General features: G+C 61.4%; 19 protein-coding genes. 10 read left to right on the top strand and 9 right to left on the bottom strand.

The genetic code is table 11. The features are described from left to right. Positions 1–142: 142 nt before the first annotated feature. On the bottom strand, positions 143–922 hold the full coding sequence (locus ACE03M_RS12015) for an IclR family transcriptional regulator (RefSeq protein WP_143921164.1): 780 nt from the start codon (positions 920–922) through the stop codon (positions 143–145). A 185-nt stretch (positions 923–1,107) separates the two neighbouring features. Between ACE03M_RS12015 and ACE03M_RS12020 the strand changes: the two genes are divergently transcribed. From ACE03M_RS12020 to ACE03M_RS12055, 8 genes are all read left to right on the top strand, one after another. Then, complete coding sequence (locus ACE03M_RS12020; protein ID WP_143921163.1) at positions 1,108–2,583, top strand: mannitol dehydrogenase family protein; 1,476 nt, start codon at positions 1,108–1,110, stop codon at positions 2,581–2,583. A gap of 17 nt (positions 2,584–2,600) precedes the next feature. Continuing rightward, a complete protein-coding gene (locus ACE03M_RS12025) occupies positions 2,601–3,605 on the top strand; it encodes an L-idonate 5-dehydrogenase (protein WP_485934116.1) in 1,005 nt (334 codons plus the stop codon). A gap of 128 nt (positions 3,606–3,733) precedes the next feature. Then, the gene (locus tag ACE03M_RS12030) at positions 3,734–5,134 is read left to right on the top strand and encodes an MFS transporter (RefSeq protein ID WP_485934117.1); all 1,401 of its coding nucleotides are present in this window, start codon (positions 3,734–3,736) and stop codon (positions 5,132–5,134) included. A gap of 76 nt (positions 5,135–5,210) precedes the next feature. Then, positions 5,211–6,455 carry a D-mannonate dehydratase ManD gene (gene manD, locus ACE03M_RS12035; RefSeq protein WP_485934118.1) on the top strand — a complete coding sequence of 415 codons (1,245 nt, stop codon included), beginning with the start codon at positions 5,211–5,213 and terminating at the stop codon, positions 6,453–6,455. Positions 6,456–6,469: 14 nt separating this feature from the next. Further along, entirely contained in the window at positions 6,470–7,114 is a 645-nt protein-coding gene (locus tag ACE03M_RS12040; RefSeq protein WP_485934119.1) for a bifunctional 4-hydroxy-2-oxoglutarate aldolase/2-dehydro-3-deoxy-phosphogluconate aldolase, read from the top strand. After that, positions 7,114–8,115, top strand: coding sequence for a sugar kinase (locus ACE03M_RS12045; protein WP_485934120.1), 1,002 nt, complete (start codon positions 7,114–7,116; stop codon positions 8,113–8,115). Before ACE03M_RS12040 ends, ACE03M_RS12045 begins: the two co-directional genes overlap by 1 nt. A 71-nt stretch (positions 8,116–8,186) precedes the next feature. Further along, complete coding sequence (locus ACE03M_RS12050; protein ID WP_485934121.1) at positions 8,187–9,086, top strand: macrolide 2'-phosphotransferase; 900 nt, start codon at positions 8,187–8,189, stop codon at positions 9,084–9,086. A gap of 18 nt (positions 9,087–9,104) precedes the next feature. After that, complete coding sequence (locus ACE03M_RS12055; protein WP_143921156.1) at positions 9,105–10,553, top strand: dihydrolipoyl dehydrogenase family protein; 1,449 nt, start codon at positions 9,105–9,107, stop codon at positions 10,551–10,553. 83 nt (positions 10,554–10,636) lie between these two features. Here the strand turns inward: ACE03M_RS12055 and ACE03M_RS12060 are convergent, their stop codons facing one another. The 7 genes from ACE03M_RS12060 to ACE03M_RS12090 all read right to left on the bottom strand — a co-directional run bounded on the left by ACE03M_RS12060 (position 10,637) and on the right by ACE03M_RS12090 (position 16,841). Next, positions 10,637–11,338 (bottom strand): aspartate/glutamate racemase family protein, encoded by a 702-nt coding sequence (locus tag ACE03M_RS12060; RefSeq protein ID WP_143921155.1) that lies wholly within the window; start codon positions 11,336–11,338, stop codon positions 10,637–10,639. An 8-nt stretch (positions 11,339–11,346) separates the two neighbouring features. Continuing rightward, positions 11,347–12,768 carry a TRAP transporter large permease subunit gene (locus ACE03M_RS12065; RefSeq protein ID WP_485934122.1) on the bottom strand — a complete coding sequence of 474 codons (1,422 nt, stop codon included), beginning with the start codon at positions 12,766–12,768 and terminating at the stop codon, positions 11,347–11,349. Then, positions 12,765–13,955 (bottom strand): NAD(P)/FAD-dependent oxidoreductase, encoded by a 1,191-nt coding sequence (locus ACE03M_RS12070; RefSeq protein WP_485934123.1) that lies wholly within the window; start codon positions 13,953–13,955, stop codon positions 12,765–12,767. Before ACE03M_RS12070 ends, ACE03M_RS12065 begins: the two co-directional genes overlap by 4 nt. Further along, a complete protein-coding gene (locus tag ACE03M_RS12075; protein ID WP_485934124.1) occupies positions 13,952–15,160 on the bottom strand; it encodes an NAD(P)/FAD-dependent oxidoreductase in 1,209 nt (402 codons plus the stop codon). Before ACE03M_RS12075 ends, ACE03M_RS12070 begins: the two co-directional genes overlap by 4 nt. Continuing rightward, a complete protein-coding gene (locus ACE03M_RS12080) occupies positions 15,157–15,462 on the bottom strand; it encodes a (2Fe-2S)-binding protein (RefSeq protein ID WP_143921151.1) in 306 nt (101 codons plus the stop codon). Before ACE03M_RS12080 ends, ACE03M_RS12075 begins: the two co-directional genes overlap by 4 nt. Beyond that, positions 15,459–15,722: a (2Fe-2S)-binding protein gene (locus ACE03M_RS12085; protein ID WP_143921150.1), complete on the bottom strand. Its 264-nt coding sequence runs from the start codon at positions 15,720–15,722 to the stop codon at positions 15,459–15,461. The genes ACE03M_RS12080 and ACE03M_RS12085 overlap by 4 nt, the downstream gene beginning before the upstream one ends. Before the next feature lie 117 nt (positions 15,723–15,839). Continuing rightward, positions 15,840–16,841, bottom strand: coding sequence for a LysR family transcriptional regulator (locus ACE03M_RS12090; RefSeq protein WP_485934125.1), 1,002 nt, complete (start codon positions 16,839–16,841; stop codon positions 15,840–15,842). 165 nt (positions 16,842–17,006) lie between these two features. Here ACE03M_RS12090 and ACE03M_RS12095 point away from each other — a divergent pair, with 165 nt between their 5' ends. Then, on the top strand, positions 17,007–18,449 hold the full coding sequence (locus tag ACE03M_RS12095) for a YfcC family protein (protein WP_485934126.1): 1,443 nt from the start codon (positions 17,007–17,009) through the stop codon (positions 18,447–18,449). A gap of 54 nt (positions 18,450–18,503) precedes the next feature. Next, complete coding sequence (locus ACE03M_RS12100; RefSeq protein WP_485934127.1) at positions 18,504–19,292, top strand: fructosamine kinase family protein; 789 nt, start codon at positions 18,504–18,506, stop codon at positions 19,290–19,292. A gap of 208 nt (positions 19,293–19,500) precedes the next feature. Here ACE03M_RS12100 and ACE03M_RS12105 read toward each other — a convergent pair whose 3' ends face one another. After that, positions 19,501–20,178, bottom strand: a complete 678-nt coding sequence (locus tag ACE03M_RS12105) for a FadR/GntR family transcriptional regulator (RefSeq protein ID WP_143921146.1) — start codon at positions 20,176–20,178, stop codon at positions 19,501–19,503. Positions 20,179–20,410: the final 232 nt, after the last annotated feature.

The raw sequence follows: 20,410 nt of genomic DNA on the forward strand, positions 1-20,410 counted from the left end.
CTCGCCGAGGCAAGCATCACCTGGGAACAGGTACACCAGGGTGACGGTGTCGGCTCCCGGCTCATGGTGCGACTGACCAGGCCGTCATTCAGAGATGCGGGCCGTCATTCAGAGATGAAGGTAGCGGATCATTCTGCTCGCCTCATACGGTGGTCCGATACCCTTCAGGCGCCAGCCGCGCCCCCAAAGACAGCAGCAGCTGACCTACCTCGTCCAAGCGCGCGCTGGACATCCGGTCGGCGGGGCCGGTGACGCTGATGGCTACGTCGCTCGAAGTCGATGACACCAGTGCAATTCCCACACAGGCGATGCCCGGTTCGTTCTCCTGGTTCTCAATCGCCCAACCGCTCTCACGCGCGCTGTCAACAGCGGAAACGAAGCGCGCTTCCAGGTCAGGCTGGTCGTGTCCAGGATCTGCCTCGGCGACGAGGCTGGACACCAAGGAGTCACTGTGCGGCTCCGCCGCAGTCAAGGCGCGCCCGAGTGCGGTCGTTGCAAGATGGACGCGACGTCCCACTCGCGACCACACTCGCATGGATCGCTCCGGCTCGATTTTGTCGAGGTAGACCACTCTCCGCCCGTCCAGCGTTCCCAGATGGACCAGCTCTTCGGTCTGACGTGAGAGCTCCAACAGCAGCGGTCGGAACAGGGTCGGAAGGTTGGCCTCGACCCCGAATGACTGCACCAGCCGGTGAGAAGCCTCGCCGAGCACGTACCTGCGGTCACTGTCGTCTTGGAGGACATATCCCCGACGAACCAAACCCGAAAGCAGTCGATGAACCGAGCCCTTGTTGATTACCGTCGTCTTTGCGATGTCGCCAAGCGCCATTCCCTCTGGGCCCGCAGCTGCAACCACCTCGAGCACATCCAGAGCGCGATCGAGACTGGTCACAGGGGCCGAAGGAGTGTCGCGTGCGGTCATACTCCCATTATTGCGCGTCACAGTCATCGTTGCCTCGCTTCCGAACTCAAGTCCACTGCACCCGGCATGTTCTTGCGCTGGGTACGCTCCCAGAGTACAGTCCATTTTGTTAAACGAAATCTGCGTTTCGTATATCGAAACGTCGTTAGTTCAATAGCAACTCGTCCGGGAGAGACAACGACGTCATGACACCAGCACTCGACCGCTCCACTGCACCATTTGATTCCCTCATCGGGGCTTGCGCCTCAGACCGCACCGGCATCGTCCACCTCGGATTGGGGAATTTCCATCGCGCGCACGCCGCGGTCTACACTGCCCAGGCCATGGCTGCGGCCGGAGGCGATTGGGGAATCCGCGGGTTCGCCCATTCATCGGCTCGTGTCGTTGACCCAATGCAAGCTCAGGACAATCTCTACTCGGTTCTCCAGCTGACGGAGTCCGGCGCAAGCGCGGGCCTCATCGATGTCCATCGCAACTCGGGCGTCGCCTCGGCGGATCCGGATGCGGTCATCGACGCCATCAGCGATCCGGCACATCGCATCGTCACCCTCACGGTCTCAGAAGCCGGCTACACACGCGATCCCACCACCGGAGATCTCGCCGTCGATTCCCCCGCCATCGCCGCTGAGATCGCAGGCACCACAACGCCGAGGTCGACGATCGGCCTCATCGCCCGTGGGCTCAGCCACCGCGCTCAGACCGGCGAGCCGATGACCATCCTCAGCTGCGACAATCTGCAGTCGGCTGGAGACGTCACTCGAGACGTCGTCACCCAATATCTCGATGCCACCGGAGCACCTTCTGACGTCGTCGACTTCGTCGCGTCATCGGTGACTTTCCCCAATGGGATGGTCGACCGGATCGTACCGAAGACCACCGATGCCCACAGCGCCAAGGTCGCCGAGCTACTCGGAATCACGGACCTCTCCCCCGTGCCTGCCGAGGAATTCTCAATGTGGGTCCTCGAAGACGACTTCGCCGCTGGACGCCCGTCATGGGAGTCTGCAGGCGCGCTCTTCACCGACGAGGTCGAAGCCTATGAGCTGGTCAAACTGCGCTTACTCAACGGCTCACATTCACTCATCGCCTACCTCGGTATCCTCTCCGATGCTGCCACGATCGACACCGCATGGAGTCTGGACTTCGTGCAGGAAGCTGTCATCAGCGGAATCGAGCACGACTACCTGCCGACGATCAATCTCCCTACTGGATTCGATGCCAAGGCCTATGTCTCGGCACTCGACGCGCGTTGGCGAAATCCCCTCATCGGACACGCTACGACTCAGGTCGCCTCCGACGGATCACTCAAACTCCTCCAACGCATCCCCGAGGCGGCACTGTTCAATCTCGAACGCGGCACGGTTCCACACAGCCTGGCCCTGTGCACAGCGGCATGGATCGCATGTGTCGCACCGCCGTTGGACTTCTCTCCAGGTCCACTCGCAGCATCGATCGTCGAACCGGCCAGGAAGTCCCTCGCCGAAGCCGTCTGTGGAGCAACGACCATCTACGATCACGTTCATCGAATTATCGACGGAGGCTTCTTCCCCCGCGAGCTCGCCGGTCACGACGCGTTCACGACGCGAGTGACCCAGCTGCTCACCCTCATCATCAGCAAGGGCCCACGGGCCGCCGTCGCCGACATCTCCACAGCACGCTGAAACAGGAGCATTCCGTCATGAAGACACTATTCATCCACGGTGCCGAAGATATGCGATTCGATGACACGACCGTCCCCGAACCCAGTGCGGGCGAAGTCCTGCTGCGTGTGCGCTTCGTCGGCATCTGCGGCTCGGATCTGCACTACTATTTCCACGGGAAGAACGGCGAGAACCTGATCCGCGAACCCTTCACTCCGGGTCACGAACTCTCAGCCCTTGTTGAGAGCGACCCATCCGGGCAGTGGGGGCCCGGGACTCCCGTCACCGTCCACCCGGCACGATACGGCACCCCAGAGGACGACATCGCGGATCATCCTCATCTGTGGCCCGGAGGTGACTACCTCGGCAGCGCCGCAGGCTTCCCGCACCGACAAGGTGCCGCAGCCGAGTACATCCTAGTCGAGAAGCACATGCTGCGCAGACTTCCGCCGAATCTGTCCCTGCGCGACGCCACTCTGGCCGAACCGCTCGGGGTGGCGCTCCACGCACTCACCACCGCCGGGCAGCAGTTGGGCAATCGGGCACTCGTCCTCGGGGCAGGCCCGGTGGGTCTCCTCATCGTCGCTGCCCTCGTAGCTCGCGGTGTGGAACACGTCGCAGTCGGTGACATCCAGGAATCCGCCCTTGACCGTGCCCGCAGCCTCGGCGCCGATGAGACCTTCGTTGTCGGCAGGGATGAGATTCCCTCGACTGCATTTCCCGTCGTCTTCGAATGTTCGGCTGCGCCGCCTTCGCTTTCCCAAGCCATCACCTCGGCGAGCCGGGCCGGTGTCATCGTTCAGGTGGGAACGCTCGCCGACGCCGACATCACCGTGAATCTCTCGGGACTCGTGTCAAAGGAGATCCAATTGCGAGGCACCTTCCGCTTCAGCACTGAGATCGACGATGCGATCGAAATGCTCACGGCGGACTCTGCGGCTGCGGCGGTCGTCACGCACGTCCTTCCTGCTGCCGAGGCTGTCTCCGCATTTGAGATCGCCAAGGACTCGGCCGTGTCCGGCAAGGTTCTCATCGAGTTCTAGAAACCTGAGCTCGAGAGTGCTCGTCATTTTCGACGTCCCCAGCATCACCTCAGCACCACCCACAACATCATCCACAACACGTTCAGCGGCACCAACGAGGGTTCCGCACCACCACAGGAGGAACAACGATGTCGACTTCCACCAACCCATCTGCTGCGGGCGGCACCTCGCCCGCAGAGGCAAAACGCAGCACTGGAGATCTCGTGCGCGCCGCCATGTCCGGCTGGTTGGGTACCGCACTCGAGTTCATGGACTTCCAGCTCTATTCGCTGGCAGCAGCACTCGTCTTCGGTCAGTTGTTCTTCGTCGGTGAAAGCCCCGCACTCGCGGTCGTGTCGGCAATGGCGACCTATGCTGTCGGCTACCTGGCCCGGCCGTTGGGCGCCTGGTACTTCGGTCGCCTTGGTGACAGGATCGGACGCACAAAGATTCTGTTCATCACGATCGCTCTCATGGGTGGTGCCACGACGCTCATCGGGGCGCTCCCTACTGCCCATCAGGTCGGAATTCTCGCTCCCATCCTCCTTGTCGTTCTCCGCTTGGTCCAGGGTTTCGGCGCGGGTGCGGAGATCTCCGGCGCCGGTGTCATGCTCGCTGAATATGCCCCAAAGGACCGACGCGGAGTCATTGCTTCACTCGTGGCCCTTGGAACCAATTGCGGAACCCTCGGCGCCTCGGCCATCTGGGGTATCCTCGTCGCCGTGCTCTCCGAAGAGCAGTTGCTCAGCTGGGGGTGGCGGATCCCGTTCCTCGCCAGCGCGCTCATCCTCGTCTTCGCAGTGTGGATCCGCTACCGGCTCAAGGAGAGTCCGGTCTTCGAGGAGAGTACCCACGTCGACCAGGGAGTCGCACTGTCCAAGGACGCGATTCGTGCCAAAGCGACCGCCGAAAATGACTCCGTCATGCTCGAAGCCCTCGAACAGAAGAAGTGGCGTGCCATGGTGCCGGCCTTCCTCCTTCGCTTCGGACAGGCAGGAAACTCGGGAATCCTGCAGACCTACATGGTCTCGTTCATCACCATCACCCTCGCCATGTCACCGTCGGTCGGCACGACCGTTGTCATCGTGTCCTCCCTGGTCGCTTTCGCGACTGTCCCGATCGTCGGCGCCCTCGGCGACAAGTTCGGCCGACGCCGCATGTACCAGGTGATGAGCATCATTTCGCTCATTCTCATCGTCCCCACGATGATGGCGATCTCCGGTGCCCAGATGCCGACCCTGCTCATCGCCTACGTCGTTATGCACAATGTATCCGTCATGGCTTTGGCCTCGTTGGAGAACCTCACCTTGCCGGAGATCTTCGGCTCACGCCATCGTTATGCCTCAACCGGAATCATCCGTGAGATCGCGGCCATGATAGCGACAGGCATCGGTCCAGTCATTGCCGCAGCATGGGTGGGCGCCACCACTGGCTCATGGATCCCCGTGGCCGTCATGCTCGCGTTCTTCACCGTCTGCCCGCTCATCGGAACATTCCTCATGCCTGAGGTCGCTGGCCGTGACCTGCGCGATCCGCGAAACGCAGTCTGATCGCGATGGCATCTGAATACACTCCACCTATCAATCGCCACCGCCGGTCGGCGGTTCTCGAAAGGACACTGCCGCTGTGAGTATTTCGAAAGCCGAAATCATCATCACCAGTCCCGGACGCAACTTCGTCACACTGAAGATCACCACCGACGACGGATTCGTCGGGTGGGGTGATGCCACCCTCAACGGTCGCGAGCTCTCCGTCGCGTCATACCTGAGCGACCATCTCGCGTCCACGCTCATCGGTCGCGACGAGAACCGCATCGAGGATACGTGGCAGTACCTCTACCGCGGAGCGTATTGGCGCCGAGGCCCCGTGACGATGTGTGCGATCGCCGCTGTCGATATGGCGCTATGGGACATCAAGGCCAAACGTGCCGGCGTGCCCCTCTACCAGCTCCTCGGCGGGGCGAGTCGGAATGCGCTGCGGGTCTATGCCCATGCTTCCGGAAACGACTATGCGACCCTGTCGGCAGCGATGCGCCGATATGCCGATGAGGGCTACACAGCGATTCGAATCCAGACCGGAGTACCGGGTCTGGACACGGTCTACGGGGTCTCGGCAACGGCGAAGCCGGGCGAGAAGTACGACTACGAGCCGGCCCACCGTGCCGCAGACGGAACGGCTGCGACCCGCCCGGAAGAAGAGGACTGGGACACTCATTCCTATCTGCGCCATGTTCCGCAGATCTTTGCCCAGGTCCGCGAGGAGTTCGGGCCCGGACTGCGCCTGCTCCACGACGCCCACCACCGTCTTTCCCCCATCGAAGCGGCACGACTGGCGAAGTCGCTCGAACCCTACGATCTGTTCTGGCTCGAGGATTCGACCCCTGCCGAGGACCAGGAAGCCGTCCGTCTCATCCGGCAGCACTCGACAACACCACTGGCCACGGGTGAAGTGTTCAATTCCGTCTACGACTATCAGACGCTCATCACCGATCGGCTCATCGACTATGTGCGCTCCTCGACCACTCACACTGGTGGGATCACTGCGATGAAGAAGATCCTCGATTTCGCCGATATCTACGGCATCCGCTCGGGTCTGCACGGTCCCACGGATGTCTCCCCTGTCGGCATGGCCGCCAATATGCACCTCGGCCTGGCCATCCACAACTTCGGGATCCAGGAGTACATGCCGCACAGCGACGCGACACTCGAGGTCTTCAAGACCTCCTACACCTTCGACAGCGGATTCCTCCACCCCGGCGAAGCACCCGGCCTCGGAGTCGAACTCGACGAACAGCTCGCGGCCGAACACCCCTACACTGCCGCGTACCTTCCGGTGAACCGTCTTCACGACGGCAGCCTCCACGACTGGTGAGAAAGAGACCCCAGATGAACAACCGTCAGGTGCTGCCTCAGGCCACCGCCGAATCCCGACTCGTCGTCGTCCTCCGGGGAAATCGATCGGAGGATCTGCCCCCGGTCATCGAAACGCTGGCGGAGCAGGGTGTGCGCAGTTTCGAGCTCACCCTCACCACCCCTGGCGTCTTTGGCCTGCTTCCTTCCCTCACACAGGAGTATGGCGGGGAGGTGGACTTCGGGATCGGTACTGTCACCGCACCCGATCAAGTGAACCAAGCCATCAGTGCGGGAGCGAATTACCTTGTCACTCCGGTCACCGACCCTTCTGTCATCGACCGTGGCTTGAAGACCGGTGTCCCGCTCATTCCCGGCGGGTTCACTCCCAGTGAGCTGTTCTCGACGTGGAGTCGCGGAGTTGCCGCGGTCAAGGTGTTTCCGGCCGGTCGCCTCGGTGCAGGTTACGTCAAGGATCTGCGGGGACCGTTTCCAGATATGGTCGTAGTTCCGTCAGGTGGCGTCGACCTGGAGTCGGCGGCCCAGTGGCTTCGTGCCGGTGCGGCTGCGGTCAGCGTCGGTGGGCCGCTGCTCGGTGATGCTCTGGCCGGCGGCGATCTGAGTGCACTTGCCGATCGTGGCCGCGCCTTCGTCGATCTGTGTGCCGGAAGTGATTTCTGATGGCCAACACGAGCGGCTCTGTACTCACTCTCGGCGAGACCATGGGCCTGTTCTCAGGTGCTCAGACCGGATCCTTTGCCCATGTGGCTCAGACAACCATCGGCATCGGCGGGGCCGAGTCGAATGTCGCTGTCGGATTGGCCAGGCTCGGCATTCCAGTGTCCTGGGTGGGTCGTGTCGGCGATGATTCGCTGGGCAACCGCGTAGTGCGGGAGATCCGCGGCGAGGGAGTCGACGTTCGTGCGACTCTTGATCCGGATGTCCCCACCGGCCTCATGCTCAAGGAGTTCCGTGGTCGCGGCACCTCACGGGTGACCTACTATCGTTCGAATTCTGCAGGTTCGCGGCTCTCCCCCGCCGACATCGCGGCCGGGGTCGTCGAGAACGCTTCGCTTGTTCATCTTACGGGGATCACTCCCCTGCTATCTGAGTCGGCACGCAGGACCTGTCTGAGCGTCGTCAGGCGTGCTCATGACGCCGGGGTGCGGGTCAGCCTGGACATCAACTACCGGTGTTCCCTCGCTGAGCCCGGCGTCGCAGCCGAAGCCATCGGCGAGGTGTGTGAATACGCGGACCTCGTCTTCGGGTCACCGGAAGAGATCGCCCTCGTGTCCCCCGTTTCACAGTTGCGCGAGGGAACCTCGACTGGGACCACCAGCGCCGAGGCGATCGCCGGTTTGGTCCGCTCCTTCGATCCCGATGGACGTCGCGAGGTCGTGGTCAAGCGCGGTGCCTTCGGGGCCACGTCCGTCGACGGAGGTGCTTCCGTCACGGCGGCAGGCCACACGGTCGACGTCGTAGATACCGTCGGCGCCGGTGATGCGTTCGTCGCCGGCTATCTCAGCGGAGATGTGCAAGGATGGACGATCGAGCAGAAGTTGGCCCGGGCGAATGCCTGCGGCGCGCTCATGTGCACGATCCCCGGGGATTGGGAGGCCTCACCCACTCCGGCGGAGCTTGATGAGTTCCTCGATTCCGGTGCGGACCCTGTGCAGCGCTAGGACCGCGGCAGCAGCAGAGCTCATCGTTCGTGCTCTTGCATTTGTCTGTCCCGACCAGGAAGCTGTGAAGCATGCAGATGCACTCCGCCGGCACAGCAGCCATCCGCGACCTGGCCTCGAACCATGGACTCGACATCGTCCTCGAGACCATCACCGTGAATGAACTGGGTCTCGATTTCCAGGTCGCCATCGCCGAGGCGGTCGATGGCCGGTCGTGGGTGCTGAGGATCCCACGTCGCCCAGACGTCACCGATCGAGCCGCCGTCGAGGGTCGTTTTCTGCGGTCCATCGCACCCCATCTCAGTGTCGCGGTCCCCGATTGGCAGGTCCACACTGACGACCTCATCGCCTACCCGCTTCTGCCCGGCAAACCTGGGCTGACGATCGATGAGCAGGGTCAGCCGCAATGGCACTTCGACCTCGAGTCGCGCGAGTATGCCGAATCCCTCGGCGATTTCCTCGCTGAGCTCCACTCCGTCGATCCCTCGGTCGTTCGCCCCTCGGGCATCGCTGAGTACTCCCCCGCCGAGGTCAGGCAGCGCAAGAGTGATGACATCGTTCGCGTCGTGGCTGAGTTCGATGTGGCCCAGAGTTTGCGTGAACGGTGGGCTGAGTGGCTCGACGACGACAGCTACTGGCCTGAATGGACGACGGTGACCCACGGTGAGGTCTATCCGGCACATCAGCTCATGGACGGTGAGAGCAATCTCAGCATTCTCGACTGGACGACCGCCGCCATCGGGGATCCTGCACGGGACTTCATGTTCCATCACGCCAGCGTCTCGACCGAGGTCTTCGACGCGACGATCAAACGCTATGTCGACAAGGGCGGCAGGATCTGGCCGAAATTCGCCGAACACTGCGGCGAACTGTTCTCCACTTCGCCGGTCGAGCTCGGGCTCTACGCACTGCAGACGGGCGATGCTGGCCATATAGAGGCAGCGAAAGCACAACTGAATCCCACCGAATGAAGGAAGCGCAGGTTCGAGATGAGTGCCGAAGACGCCAACATCGCCAAGGCTGAAACACTGACCACAGATATCATCGTCATCGGCGGTGGCCCTGTCGGTGAGAACGCGGCCCAGTATGCGACCGAAGACTCCGATCTTCAGGCAATCATCGTTGAGGAGGAGCTGCTGGGCGGAGAGTGCTCTTACTATGCATGCATCCCTTCGAAGACGATGCTGCGTCCCATTGAACTGGCCCACGTGACCCAGCACCTGGATGGTCTCAGCGGTGCTCATATCGATGCTGAGGCACTTCTGCAGCGACGCGATGAGTGGGTCAATCATTACGAAGACAAGGGCCAGATCGACTGGGCTCAGGGTGCTGGCCTGCGGGTAGAACGCGGCCACGCACAGCTGATCGACGAACGGCGAGTCATGATCAACGAACCGAATCCAGTGGTCGTTCAAGCGCGACATGCGGTTGTCATCGCCACCGGTTCTCAGCCGACCGTGCCTCAGATGTTTGTCGATGTCGCACCCTGGCTCTCCCGTGATGCGACCGGCGTCAGGGAGGTGCCGAACTCGCTGATCATCGTCGGTGGCGGTGTCGTTGCAGTGGAAGCCGCAACGTGGATGGCAGCACTTGGCACTCGTGTCCACATGCTCGTGCGAGGTCAGGGCCTTCTATCCGGTCAGGAACCGTTCGCAGGAGAGCACGTCGCCAAGGCACTCGAGAGTGCAGGAGTCATCATCGACCTGGAAACCAAGGTTGAGGCCTGCTACCGTCCTGGTGCCGAAGACACCGGGCTGGGCCAGGTCCACGGCGGACAGGTCACAGTCCAGACGCTCGGCCCCGCCGGAGAGTCCACAGTCACAGCGGATGAGATCCTCGTGGCAACGGGCCGAGAGCCTCGGCTCAACGAACTCGGACTTGAGAGCGTGGGACTCGCTGGCGAGGACATCGCAGCGGGACGTCTGCCCGATTGGCTGTATGCCGTCGGAGATGCCAGCAGTGAAGCACCGCTGACGCATTGGGGCAAATATCGTGCACGCGTCATCGGCGCACAGATCCGTGCCCGTGCCACAGGCGAAGAATCCGAATCCGTCCCCGAAGACGTTCCGGTCCCTCAAGTCGTCTACAGCGATCCGCAGGTTGCCTCGGTGGGAATGACAGAGGCAGAAGCCCAGAAGGATGGGCACGAGATTGAAGTCTCCCAACTGCCGTTCACCAGCAGCGCAGGCACATCCCTTCTGCGCGATGATGCCGAGGGAACGGCACAGATTGTCGTCGACGCTCGTACCGGCCTGCTCCTCGGAGCCACGTTCGTCGGCCCAGAAGCCGCCGAACTGGTTCACCCAGCGACGGTGGCGATCGTCGGGCAGTTACCTGTTCATGTTCTGCGCCATGCGGTTCCGAGCTTCCCAGCAGCTTCTGAACTGTGGCTGCCGTTGCTGGAGGGATTGCCTCGCCAGCTCCGTTTCAGCAGTTGAAAACACGTATTTGACGCCGGCAAGGCCCACCAGGCTACGGTCGCCATGATCAGATGTGGCTGGTCGTCTTCGACCTGCGCCCCTCACAGGTCGCGATCAGCCGCATTTCCGTGATCCGTGGTGGTCTCCCCCATAAGATCATGAGCCAGAGTCACCGAGTCGTAGATCGGAATCTGCAGGACTTCTGCGATGGCAGCCCGGTAGGGCGGAAGATTTGTGCATTCGAGGACGACGGCGTCCAGCCCAGGATGCTCATGAGCGAGCTGAAGTGCTACGCCGGCGACTTCTCGCGCGACGACTGCTGGATCGAGCCGAGCAGTCTCTTCAAGGATGGCGGATCTGAAGGCTGGGCAGTTCTCCAACCCGACGATCGCGGCTGGAATCAGAGCCGTCGGGCCCAGGACGTTCGGATTGAGTGCGCCGGCATCCGCCGTGATCACTGCCACCGCAGAGTGAAACCCCTTGAGCCTATTCAGATAGTCGATGGACGAGGCTGTGAATGGAACGGGTATCCGGGCGGAGAGCTCGCTTTGGAATCTCGCAAGGAACCCACAACTCGTCGTCATCGCAGCAGCACCGTCATCGACGAGTTCGATTGCCGCCTCGGCGAAGAGATCGATCAGGCCAGCGTCCTGTTGGTGCACGACTCGCTTCGACGTCGCGCCTGTCACGGTGCGATAGATGACGGGAAAGTCGAAGGTATCCGGGTTGCCGATATCGCCGGGAATCCGATCGAATCCGTTCTCCAGCATGAGCACACCGAGCGGTCGATTATTCTGTGTCATTCTTGTTCTCACCCGAGGAGGAGGAACAGCAATCCGAGGATGATGAAGTACATCGAGTTCGGCAGAGCCAGGACCATGACCTTCACCGGATCAACCTTGGTCTTCAAAGTCGCGCCCACCAAACCACACACGACGAACGCGGTGAGGCCAACAGGCGGCAGGTTCTGAGAGGAAGCAGCAATGTGGCTCATTCCCACGGCGATGTTCGTCGGGTCGACGCCGGCGTTCTCCAGTATCGGTGAAGCGAATGGCACCACGACGGTCTGCGCAGCGGTCTGCGAGCCGATGAGCATACCCAGGATCATCAAGGCAATGGTGCTGATGACGGCGACTCCGGAGCCGGCAACGTGCTCGGCCATGGCAGAGACTGTATCGACCGCACCACTCTCGTAGAAACATCCGATGAGAAAGGCTGCGCACAGCTGAATAGCGACGGTCTGCCTGACATTCTTCAGACCTTTCCTCACCGTTGTCATGGGTTCCCGACGCACCTTCTTGAAGAAGAAGGAGACGACTGTGGCCACGATGATTGCCATGACGACAGGAAATGCCAGACCGGCAAGAATCGGCACGGTGTTCATCCACGCCGTCGCCTGTTTGATCCCAGGGATCTCCGCAAAGATGTCATATCCGAGCCCGGTCTTGAGCAGAACTATGACGACCAGGACGGCCAGAGGGATCATGCTGGCCCACCGTTCCCGGCCCAACGTGCGCAGCTGACTGAATCGTGTCTCTTGAGCTTCGTGGACTGCAGCTGCCGTTGTGAAGCTGCCGCCCGGGTCGAATTCTGCAGAGGAATCAGTTCCTGGGATCCGGGGCCGACGCACGAATCGGAAGGATTCGAGTATCGCCAGGATCACTCCGATCGTCACTGTGAGATACGACCAGAGGGTCACCGGGTCAGGATCGGTATCCACCAGCGAAGCTGCCAGATACACTGCTTGGCTGATAGGAGGCATGATCGAGCCGAGGGAAGCACCGAGAAGGATGATCATGCCGATCTGCGCCGGTTTGATCTTCATCTCCGCCAGAGAATGGATCACAAGGAAGCCGATGACAGTGGCTGCGGCAATGGCATCGCCGAGGAGGGAGCCGGCAAGCGTGAGTGTCACGAACGTCGCGGCGATGAGTCCCCGAGGTGATCTGCCGAAGAGGATGCGCAGGAACGACATCGTCGTGTCCATCGCACCGATCCTCACCTGGGTCTCGGCGTAGATGCTGCCGAAGATGCTCAACGCGATGACCCAGGCGAGTGTGTCGATCCCGTCGATAGTCGCCTGTATGTAGCTCAGCGGCGCCATTCCGGACAGCAGAGCAGCAGCGAGGCCACCACCGAGCAGCGCGACTTGGATATTGCCGCCGATATAGGGAATCTTCTTGATCAGCGCGATGGCGAAGAGCACCACCAAGGATCCGATGACGACGATCATGATGCCTGCTTTCGTGGGTTCAATGTCGACCGTGCTCTGCTTAAGTGCGGAAGGTAGTCTCCTGCTGTGCGTTCTCCCGTCACAAGGTCTCTCACGAGGACACCGGTGATCGGAGTCAAGGCGATGCCGTCGCCTTCATGGCCGGCGGCAGTGATCCACCCGTCGAGTTCGTCATGACGTTCGATGATCGGAAGACCGTCACCGGTGTAGGGGCGAAAACCGGTCATCGCGCGGATGATGCGCACGTTCTGCAGCCCCGGAACGATCCGTGCCGCGTGGGAAGCTATCGCGGTCAACACGTTCCGGGGCGGACGCTTATCGAATCCGGCGAATTCGCGGCTTCCACCCACCAGAAGGGTCCCCGATGCGGTCTGGCCCAGTGAGAGCCCGATGCCGTATGGCGGCGGCTCTTCGGCACCGGGCATATCTGCCAGATGTTTAGCTGCGACGTACTGAGCGCACAGCAGATTGCCTCGGACCATCTGCGGCTGCGCGTCGGAGATGAGGATGGTCCCCCGCCGCGGTGTGATCGGCGTGCGGATGCCAGCGCGCTCCCCGACCTGGCCGGCGAACGGACCCGCAGCGTTGATGACCATCTGCGTCGGAATCACACCGGTCGCAGTCCTCACACCTTCGATTCGTCCACGCTTGGCTATGACCCCGAGGAACTCTCGATGCCGATGTATGCGAGCACCGGCGCGAACAGCTGCGTCGGCGAGCGCGGCATTGAGAGCCAGCGGACTCACCTCGGCGTCGTCGGGACTGTAACTGGCTCCCAGAACATGCTCGGCAAGAGCTGGCTGATGATCTCTGGCACGGTCACCGTTGAGAAGTTCAACCCGTATCCCTGCCTTCTTCTGTTCGACGATGAACCGTTTCATGAACTCCAGCTGCGATTCGGTTTCGATCACCACCATTCCCCCATCAGGGGCGAACTCGATGTCCGCGTCGAGTTCTTCGGACAGGGTCGAATACATCGCACGTGATTCCAGTGCCATGTGCATCGGCAGCCCGGGCCGTTTCGACTGGAGGTAGATCGCTTTGTCACAGGATCCGGATGCGCCAGCTCCTGGGGCCATGGAATCGATGACGACAACGCGCAGACCTGACTGAGCCAGTCGCCAGGCCACCGATGTGCCGATGACTCCCGCGCCGATGACCACGACGTCGACGGCGGGGTCGTTCATGCGCTCACATCCTGGCCGAGGTGATCGCACCAGAGTTCGTGCATTCGACGCCGCCCTGCATGGATCTCCGGCATGAACGTCAGAGGTGCAGCGGCACGAGCCTCTTCGACGTCAGCCCGTGCAGTGATCACAGCTTCCGACTGGTCTTCGTGGCCCGCGATCTTCTCAGCGATGACGGTCCCGACGAGTTCACCCTGGGCGCGAGCCACCTCGGCGGATTCGATTCCCGTGATGTTGCCGGCGACGAACATGCCAGCGGTGCCTGTCTCCAGGTTGGGTCCATGGAGGGGGACTCGCCCGCCGAGCTCCGGTACGTCGACGAGCAGACAGTCACGAGTGAGGTCCTGCAGGGGGTACAGACCGCCGCTGAGGCAGACGGCGTCCACGTGAATCACACGTTCCCTGCCGACAGGTTCACCGTTCGTGTTCACTCGCCTCGTGCGGATGGATCGCACATCGTCGTCACCGTCGATACCCACGACACATTCACGCAGATGGAGGGGCATTCCGGCCATGCGGACACCAGTAGTGGGCCATATTCGTGCAACGACCTCGGCTATACCGGAGATCGTCAATGCCTTCATAGCCAGGCCGAGCAACCGGTTCGGGGCAAGACGATGCAGACTGCCCAGCCGTGTGAACACGGCGCTCGGTTGTTCCGGCGCGCTGAACTTGGCTGGGGGCGGGAGGTAAACGCCTGCGACACCGATGTCGGCGGCGGCGAGCTCGTCGACGATTGACAGGGAGAGCGGGTCGATTCCGATGACGGCGAGGCGCGCCCCCGGCAGAACACGGTTGACATTGAGCATCGTCTGAACGGCACCGACGGCAAGGACTCCCGGAATCGTCCACCCCGGCAGACCAAATGTCTTCTCTGCCGCACCCGTGGCGATGACGATGTAGTCGGCGCTGATCGACTCCCCGCCGCTGAGCCCGAGGACGAACTCCGGGTCGAGTGACCAGACCTGCCGACCGGATTCGATGATGACGCCGGCTCGGAGTGCCCGCTGTGTCAGGGATGCGGCGCGCTCGGCACCGATGTGCCAATCGCTTCCGCGACGATAGAGCTGGGACCGCAGTCGTCCACCCGGGGTCGGTCCTTCATCGACGACGAGCACCTGGGTGGGACCAGCCTCGGCGATGCGGGAGGCTGCCGACAGCCCAGCGGGTCCCGCACCGATGACAACCACGTCAACGGTTCTCATTCTCCGGACTCCGTGGTGATGCGCATATCCTGCTGCACAGGTGTGAGGCATGAACGAACGCTGACTTTCGCACCGTCGTCGCCGGTCACGAGGAGGCGGCACTCAAAGCAATGGCCGATCCCGCAGTACATTCCCCGCGGCTGACCCGTCTTGCTGCGTCGCAGGACCTTCTGCCCATCGGCCCACAGCGCGACGGCGACGGAGTCGCCCGCCTTTGCGGTCACCTCTCGGCCGTCGACGGTGATCCCGACATCTTCAGAACTATCGGGGCCCAGGACAGGGTGGTTCTCGATACGCCTCATTCTTTGCCCTCAACCATCTCGGAGGCAATGTCGGCCAGAAGCACTGGCCTGAGTACTGAGTTGCGCTCGAGCGTACCGATCGCGTGACCTGCGAAGCACCGTTCGAGCAGCGGCCCGCACACACGGCCCTGGCAGGTGCCCATTCCGACTCTCAGTCGGAGTTTCGCCTCATGGATATCGATGGTGTCGGATTCGTCGACACAGTGCCGGATATCGTCGAAAGAGACGTCTTCGCAGCGGCAGACGATGTAGTCGTCCATACTCGGCCCTCTCCCCGTTCGCGACTGCTGTGTCACGAGTATGTATGGATACTCATTCAAGCGCATGCCGCCGCACATCGAGTGGATTTTCAGGTTGAAGGTTATTGAAGGAAAGGTTCAGTTTCCCTGAAGCTCGGTGTCCAAGGTGAGCATGGGGAGGTCGAAGGTCACTCCGAATGCGGTCAGAGTCCAGGTGAGATAGTCGTCAGCAGCCTTCACGAAAGCGTGAATGGCCGAGGCAATGAGTGGGTTGTGATCCGTTGCGCGATGGAGGAGCTGGACTCGACGGTGCACCGGGCGATCCGTGAGTCGATACAGATGGATGCTGCGGTCGATGCCGAGCGACAGGACAGGGACCAATGCGATTCCCAGGCCCTGGTTGACCAATCCTCGAATGACGTCAGGGTCGTCGCTGCGGTGGGCAATCCTCGGTACGAAACCCTCACGTTCGCCGAGGTGCTTGAGAATCTGGTCTTGGGTACTCCCCTTGCTTCCGCAGACCCAATTCTCATCAGCGAAGTCTCTGATCGAGCTGCGTTCACCGGAAGGACCTTGATCGCGGCCGATGACCACCATCTCTTCGTGAAGGAGAGGTGTACTGGTCAATCCTTCAAGGAGCTGTTGGGGCGTCGGTGAGTATTCGTAGATGACTCCGATATCGGCGAATCCGGCCTTGATCGACTCGACAACGCTGTCGGAGGTTCCCGGGGTGACCAAGGAGATCTCGGCTGCCGGATGTTTCGAGGCAATGCCGGCGACTGCGCGGGGAAGCAGCTGCGCGGCACCGCTTCCCGCAGCCGTGAGTCGGAGCATGCCCTGTTCTGCGCTTGCATATCCGCGCATAATGTCTGCGATCCCAGCGATGCTTTCCAGCAATTCCGCGCTCAGCTCGTACATCCGTTCTCCGGCGGCTGTGACCCGGACGCTTCGTGGTCCACGTTCGAAGAGAGGGACGCCAAGGCTTCGCTCAAGTGCAGATATCTGCTGTGAGATCGCCGAGGTGGTGTACCCGAGATCTTTCGCCGCTGAGCTCAGTGACCCGTGTTCGACGACTGCTCTGAGCGCACGCACATGTGTGAAGCTCACAGTCGAAAGCGCGGACTGGAACCGTGCGTCCACTCATTGCTCCTTTGCCGTACGAGATACCCCATCAGAGTACATCTGGTCTCGTTCAAACCAGCAGTACTGGTCCGATGCTGATTGCCGTCTCACCGAATTGCACCCAGGGTAGGGTGATTCAACGGAAATATTCTTGTCGTGCCTATGCAATGAAGCAGGAGAATCATGGCTGATTCCGAAAAGTCATCACAGGACACCGAGGTTCGTGAAACCACTGCCCCACCTCGGCGAAAACGCGAGATGCCGCACGTCTTCGTCATTCTTATGGCCGTCACCGCGATCGCCGCGATTCTCACTCACTTCGTGCCGGCCGGCGTCTTCGATCGTAAAACGGTCGATGGCCGCGACGTCATCATCGATGGAACATTCCATGCAGTCGATCCGACACCGGCATCGTTCTGGGACGTCCTGACCGCGGTGTTCAACGGGATGATCGGCGCCGCCGACATCATCTTCTATGTCTTCATCGTCGGCGCATCCTTCGGGGTTCTGCGGGCAACAGGTGCCATCGACTCTGCGGTGGCTGCGATGACGAGCAAGCTGCGGGGCAAGGAAATCCTCTTCATCCCTGTCCTCATGACGTTCTTCTCACTGACCGGCGCCATGCTCGGGCTAGCCGAGGAGACCATCCCCTACATCACGATCCTTGTGCCGATAGCGGTCGCCCTCGGCTACGACTCGATGGTCGGCGCAGCGGTCGTGCTCCTTGGCACCGGTTCAGGTTTCATGGCCGCATTCATGAACCCCTTCACCGTCGGCGTAGCCCAGGGAATCGCTGGACTCCCCCTGTTCTCCGGCATGTGGCTGCGACTCGTCCTCTGGGTCCTCCTCCTCGGTGTCGCGATCATCTTCGTCATGCGTTACGCGCAGCGGATGAAAAAGGATCCGACAAAGGGCATGCTCTACGGTCAGGACTCCCTCGCCGACGAGATCAGGCAGAAGGGCGACTCGGAGACCCTGACTTTCACTCTGCGCCACAAGCTGGTCTTCGTTGTCCTCATCGCCTCGCTGGTGACACTCGCCATCTGTGTCTCCACCTTGGGCTGGTATCTCACGGAGATCGCAGGGCTCTTCCTGCTCATGGGAATCGTCATGGGCATTGTCGGTGGGCTCGGAATGAACGGAACCGCCGAGGCCTTCATCGACGGTGCCAGGGACCTCGTCACCGGTGCACTCGTCATCGGCGTCGCCTACGGAATCCTCGTGATCTTCCAAGACGGTCAGATCCTGGACACCATTCTGGTCAACCTCGCCGCGGCCATCAGTCACCTGCCGCCGTGGCTGTCAGCCGTCGGCATGTTCTTCTTCCAGGGCCTGGTCAGCTTCATCGTTCCCTCCGGCAGCGGCCAAGCGGCACTGACGATGCCGATTCTCTCGCCCTTGGCAGAAATGGTCGGCGTGACTCAGCAGACCGCGGTCCTGGCTTTCCAACTCGCTGACGGCATCGGCAATCTCTGCTTCCCCACCAGCGGCTTCTTCATGGCCGCTTTGGCTCTGGCCAAAGTTCCCTGGATCCGATGGGTTCGCTGGATGCTGCCGCTGATCGCCGTTCAGATCGCTATCGCGATCGCCGCCGTCGTGTTTGCACACCTCATCGGGTACAGCTGAGCGCCGGCTGTCCCCGCTTCTGCAACTGACCGGATGAACTACTAGCCTGGGAACATGGCTACTTTCGACAAGGAACGTACCGGTGCCCCGCGGGGTTTCTTCGCTGCCGAGGCTGCCGGCCTGAAGTGGTTGGCCGAACCTGACGTCGTTCCTGTGGTTGGTGTTGTCGATCAGGATCAGAACGGTCTGCGCCTGGACCGTCTCGAGGCTTCTGCACCAGATGCCCGATCGGCGTTCAGCTTCGGTCGCCAGCTCGCGCTGCTGCACGACTCCGGTGCGCCAGATTTTGGTTGGGCACCAGCGGAACCCGCGTGGTTCGGCCCTCTCAATTCCCCTTTCGAAGTCGAAGTCGCCTCGTGTGCCACGTTCACCGAATTCTGGGTGGAATGCCGGCTGAATCCGATCGCCGCAGCCATCAGCGGGAGTGTGTCGCAGGATCACCAGTCAGCAATCACCTCGGCGATCGATGCGATCTCCACTGGTGTCTTCGACGGAATCTCCGGGACCGGGCAGGAGAAGCCCGCTCGAGTCCATGGCGACCTATGGTCTGGGAACCTCATGTGGACGCCAGGGGGCTGCACCCTCATCGATCCTGCCGCCCACGGTGGTCATCGGCTCGAGGACCTCGCAATGCTGGCGCTCTTCGGCACACCCCACCTTGAGGAGATCTTCACCGGTTATGAGGCGGTCCATCCGATGGCCGAGGGGTGGAGAGACGACCTTCCGGTGCATAACTTCTTCGCACTGCTTGCCCATGTCAAGCTGTTCGGAGCGGGGTTCCTGGGGCAGACGCTTGATGCAGCGCGGGCGATCATCGACCGGGCCGCCGAGCTTGAGGCCTGACAACTCAGGCAGCTCTCCAAGACGATTCGCGTCGAGTATTGAAACCTCAGTCTCACGACTTTTCCTGTTCTATAAGACCGACGATAGGTCTCCGAATTTTCCGTGGCGCTGGATGTCGAAGTCTTCGATTGAAGCAATGGCATGCGCGATGCGAGGAACCTCTCGTAGTCCGATCATCAGCGCACCGCTCATCCTCAGAAAGCGGGGTTCAGAAAACGATTGATTGGGACACGTCGTAAAGATGTTCCTCCATACAGCTTCGTGCCGCGGGACCATCGCCCCGGCTGATCGCATCCGCGATCGCGCGATGTCCGCTCAACGAGGTTCGGATTCGGCTTGCCGATTGAAACTCCGATCGCCGAGTAAAACCAAAGACCTCATGTGTCTCGGTCAGCAAATCAACAAGGAGTGGGTTCAGTGTCAGAGCGGCGATAGCGATGTGGAATTCAGTGTCGAGCGCAGCGAGCTCTTCCAGGTGGGAGGGGTCCAGCGATTCTGCGCGGGCAATGATCTCATCCAGACTGTCGGTTTCGGCGCTGCTGCGCTTCGCAGCGCGAAAGGCGATTGCAGGCTCGAGGGACTGCCGCAGATCCATCACTTCGCGGAACTGCCGTTCGGTCTCAGTACCCGTTCCCAGCATAGACTTCTTATGTTCGTTATCTCGATCGAAGCTGACGAATGTGCCACTGCCCTGCACACGGCGTACGAAGCCGCGCACTTCCAGCTCCTTGAGACCTTCACGCACAGTGGTCCGGCTGATCCCGAACCGAGAAGCGAGGGTGCGCTCCGATTCGAGCTTCTCCCCCTGGTCGAGCTCTCCAACACGGATGGATTTCATGACCGCTTGCATCACAGCCGATGTACCAGTGTGACCGATACTCGCCATGGTCAGAACACCTCCCTGGGATAGACACAACAGGACTCCAAAATACCTGCACCCGAGCCCCTGATCATGCTGCGAATCCTCCTAGTACCATCGCTTCGCACCTCTACACATTGGTCCAACCACTACTCTCGAACACGCTGCGGTAGGTCTCCTAGCGCAACCATACTCACGACGCTTCACATCGACCATTGGGACAATTCCCAGAGACACAGGCCATGAGCCTGAATCTACA

It is taken from the genome of Brevibacterium sp. AGC70 (assembly GCF_057334195.1).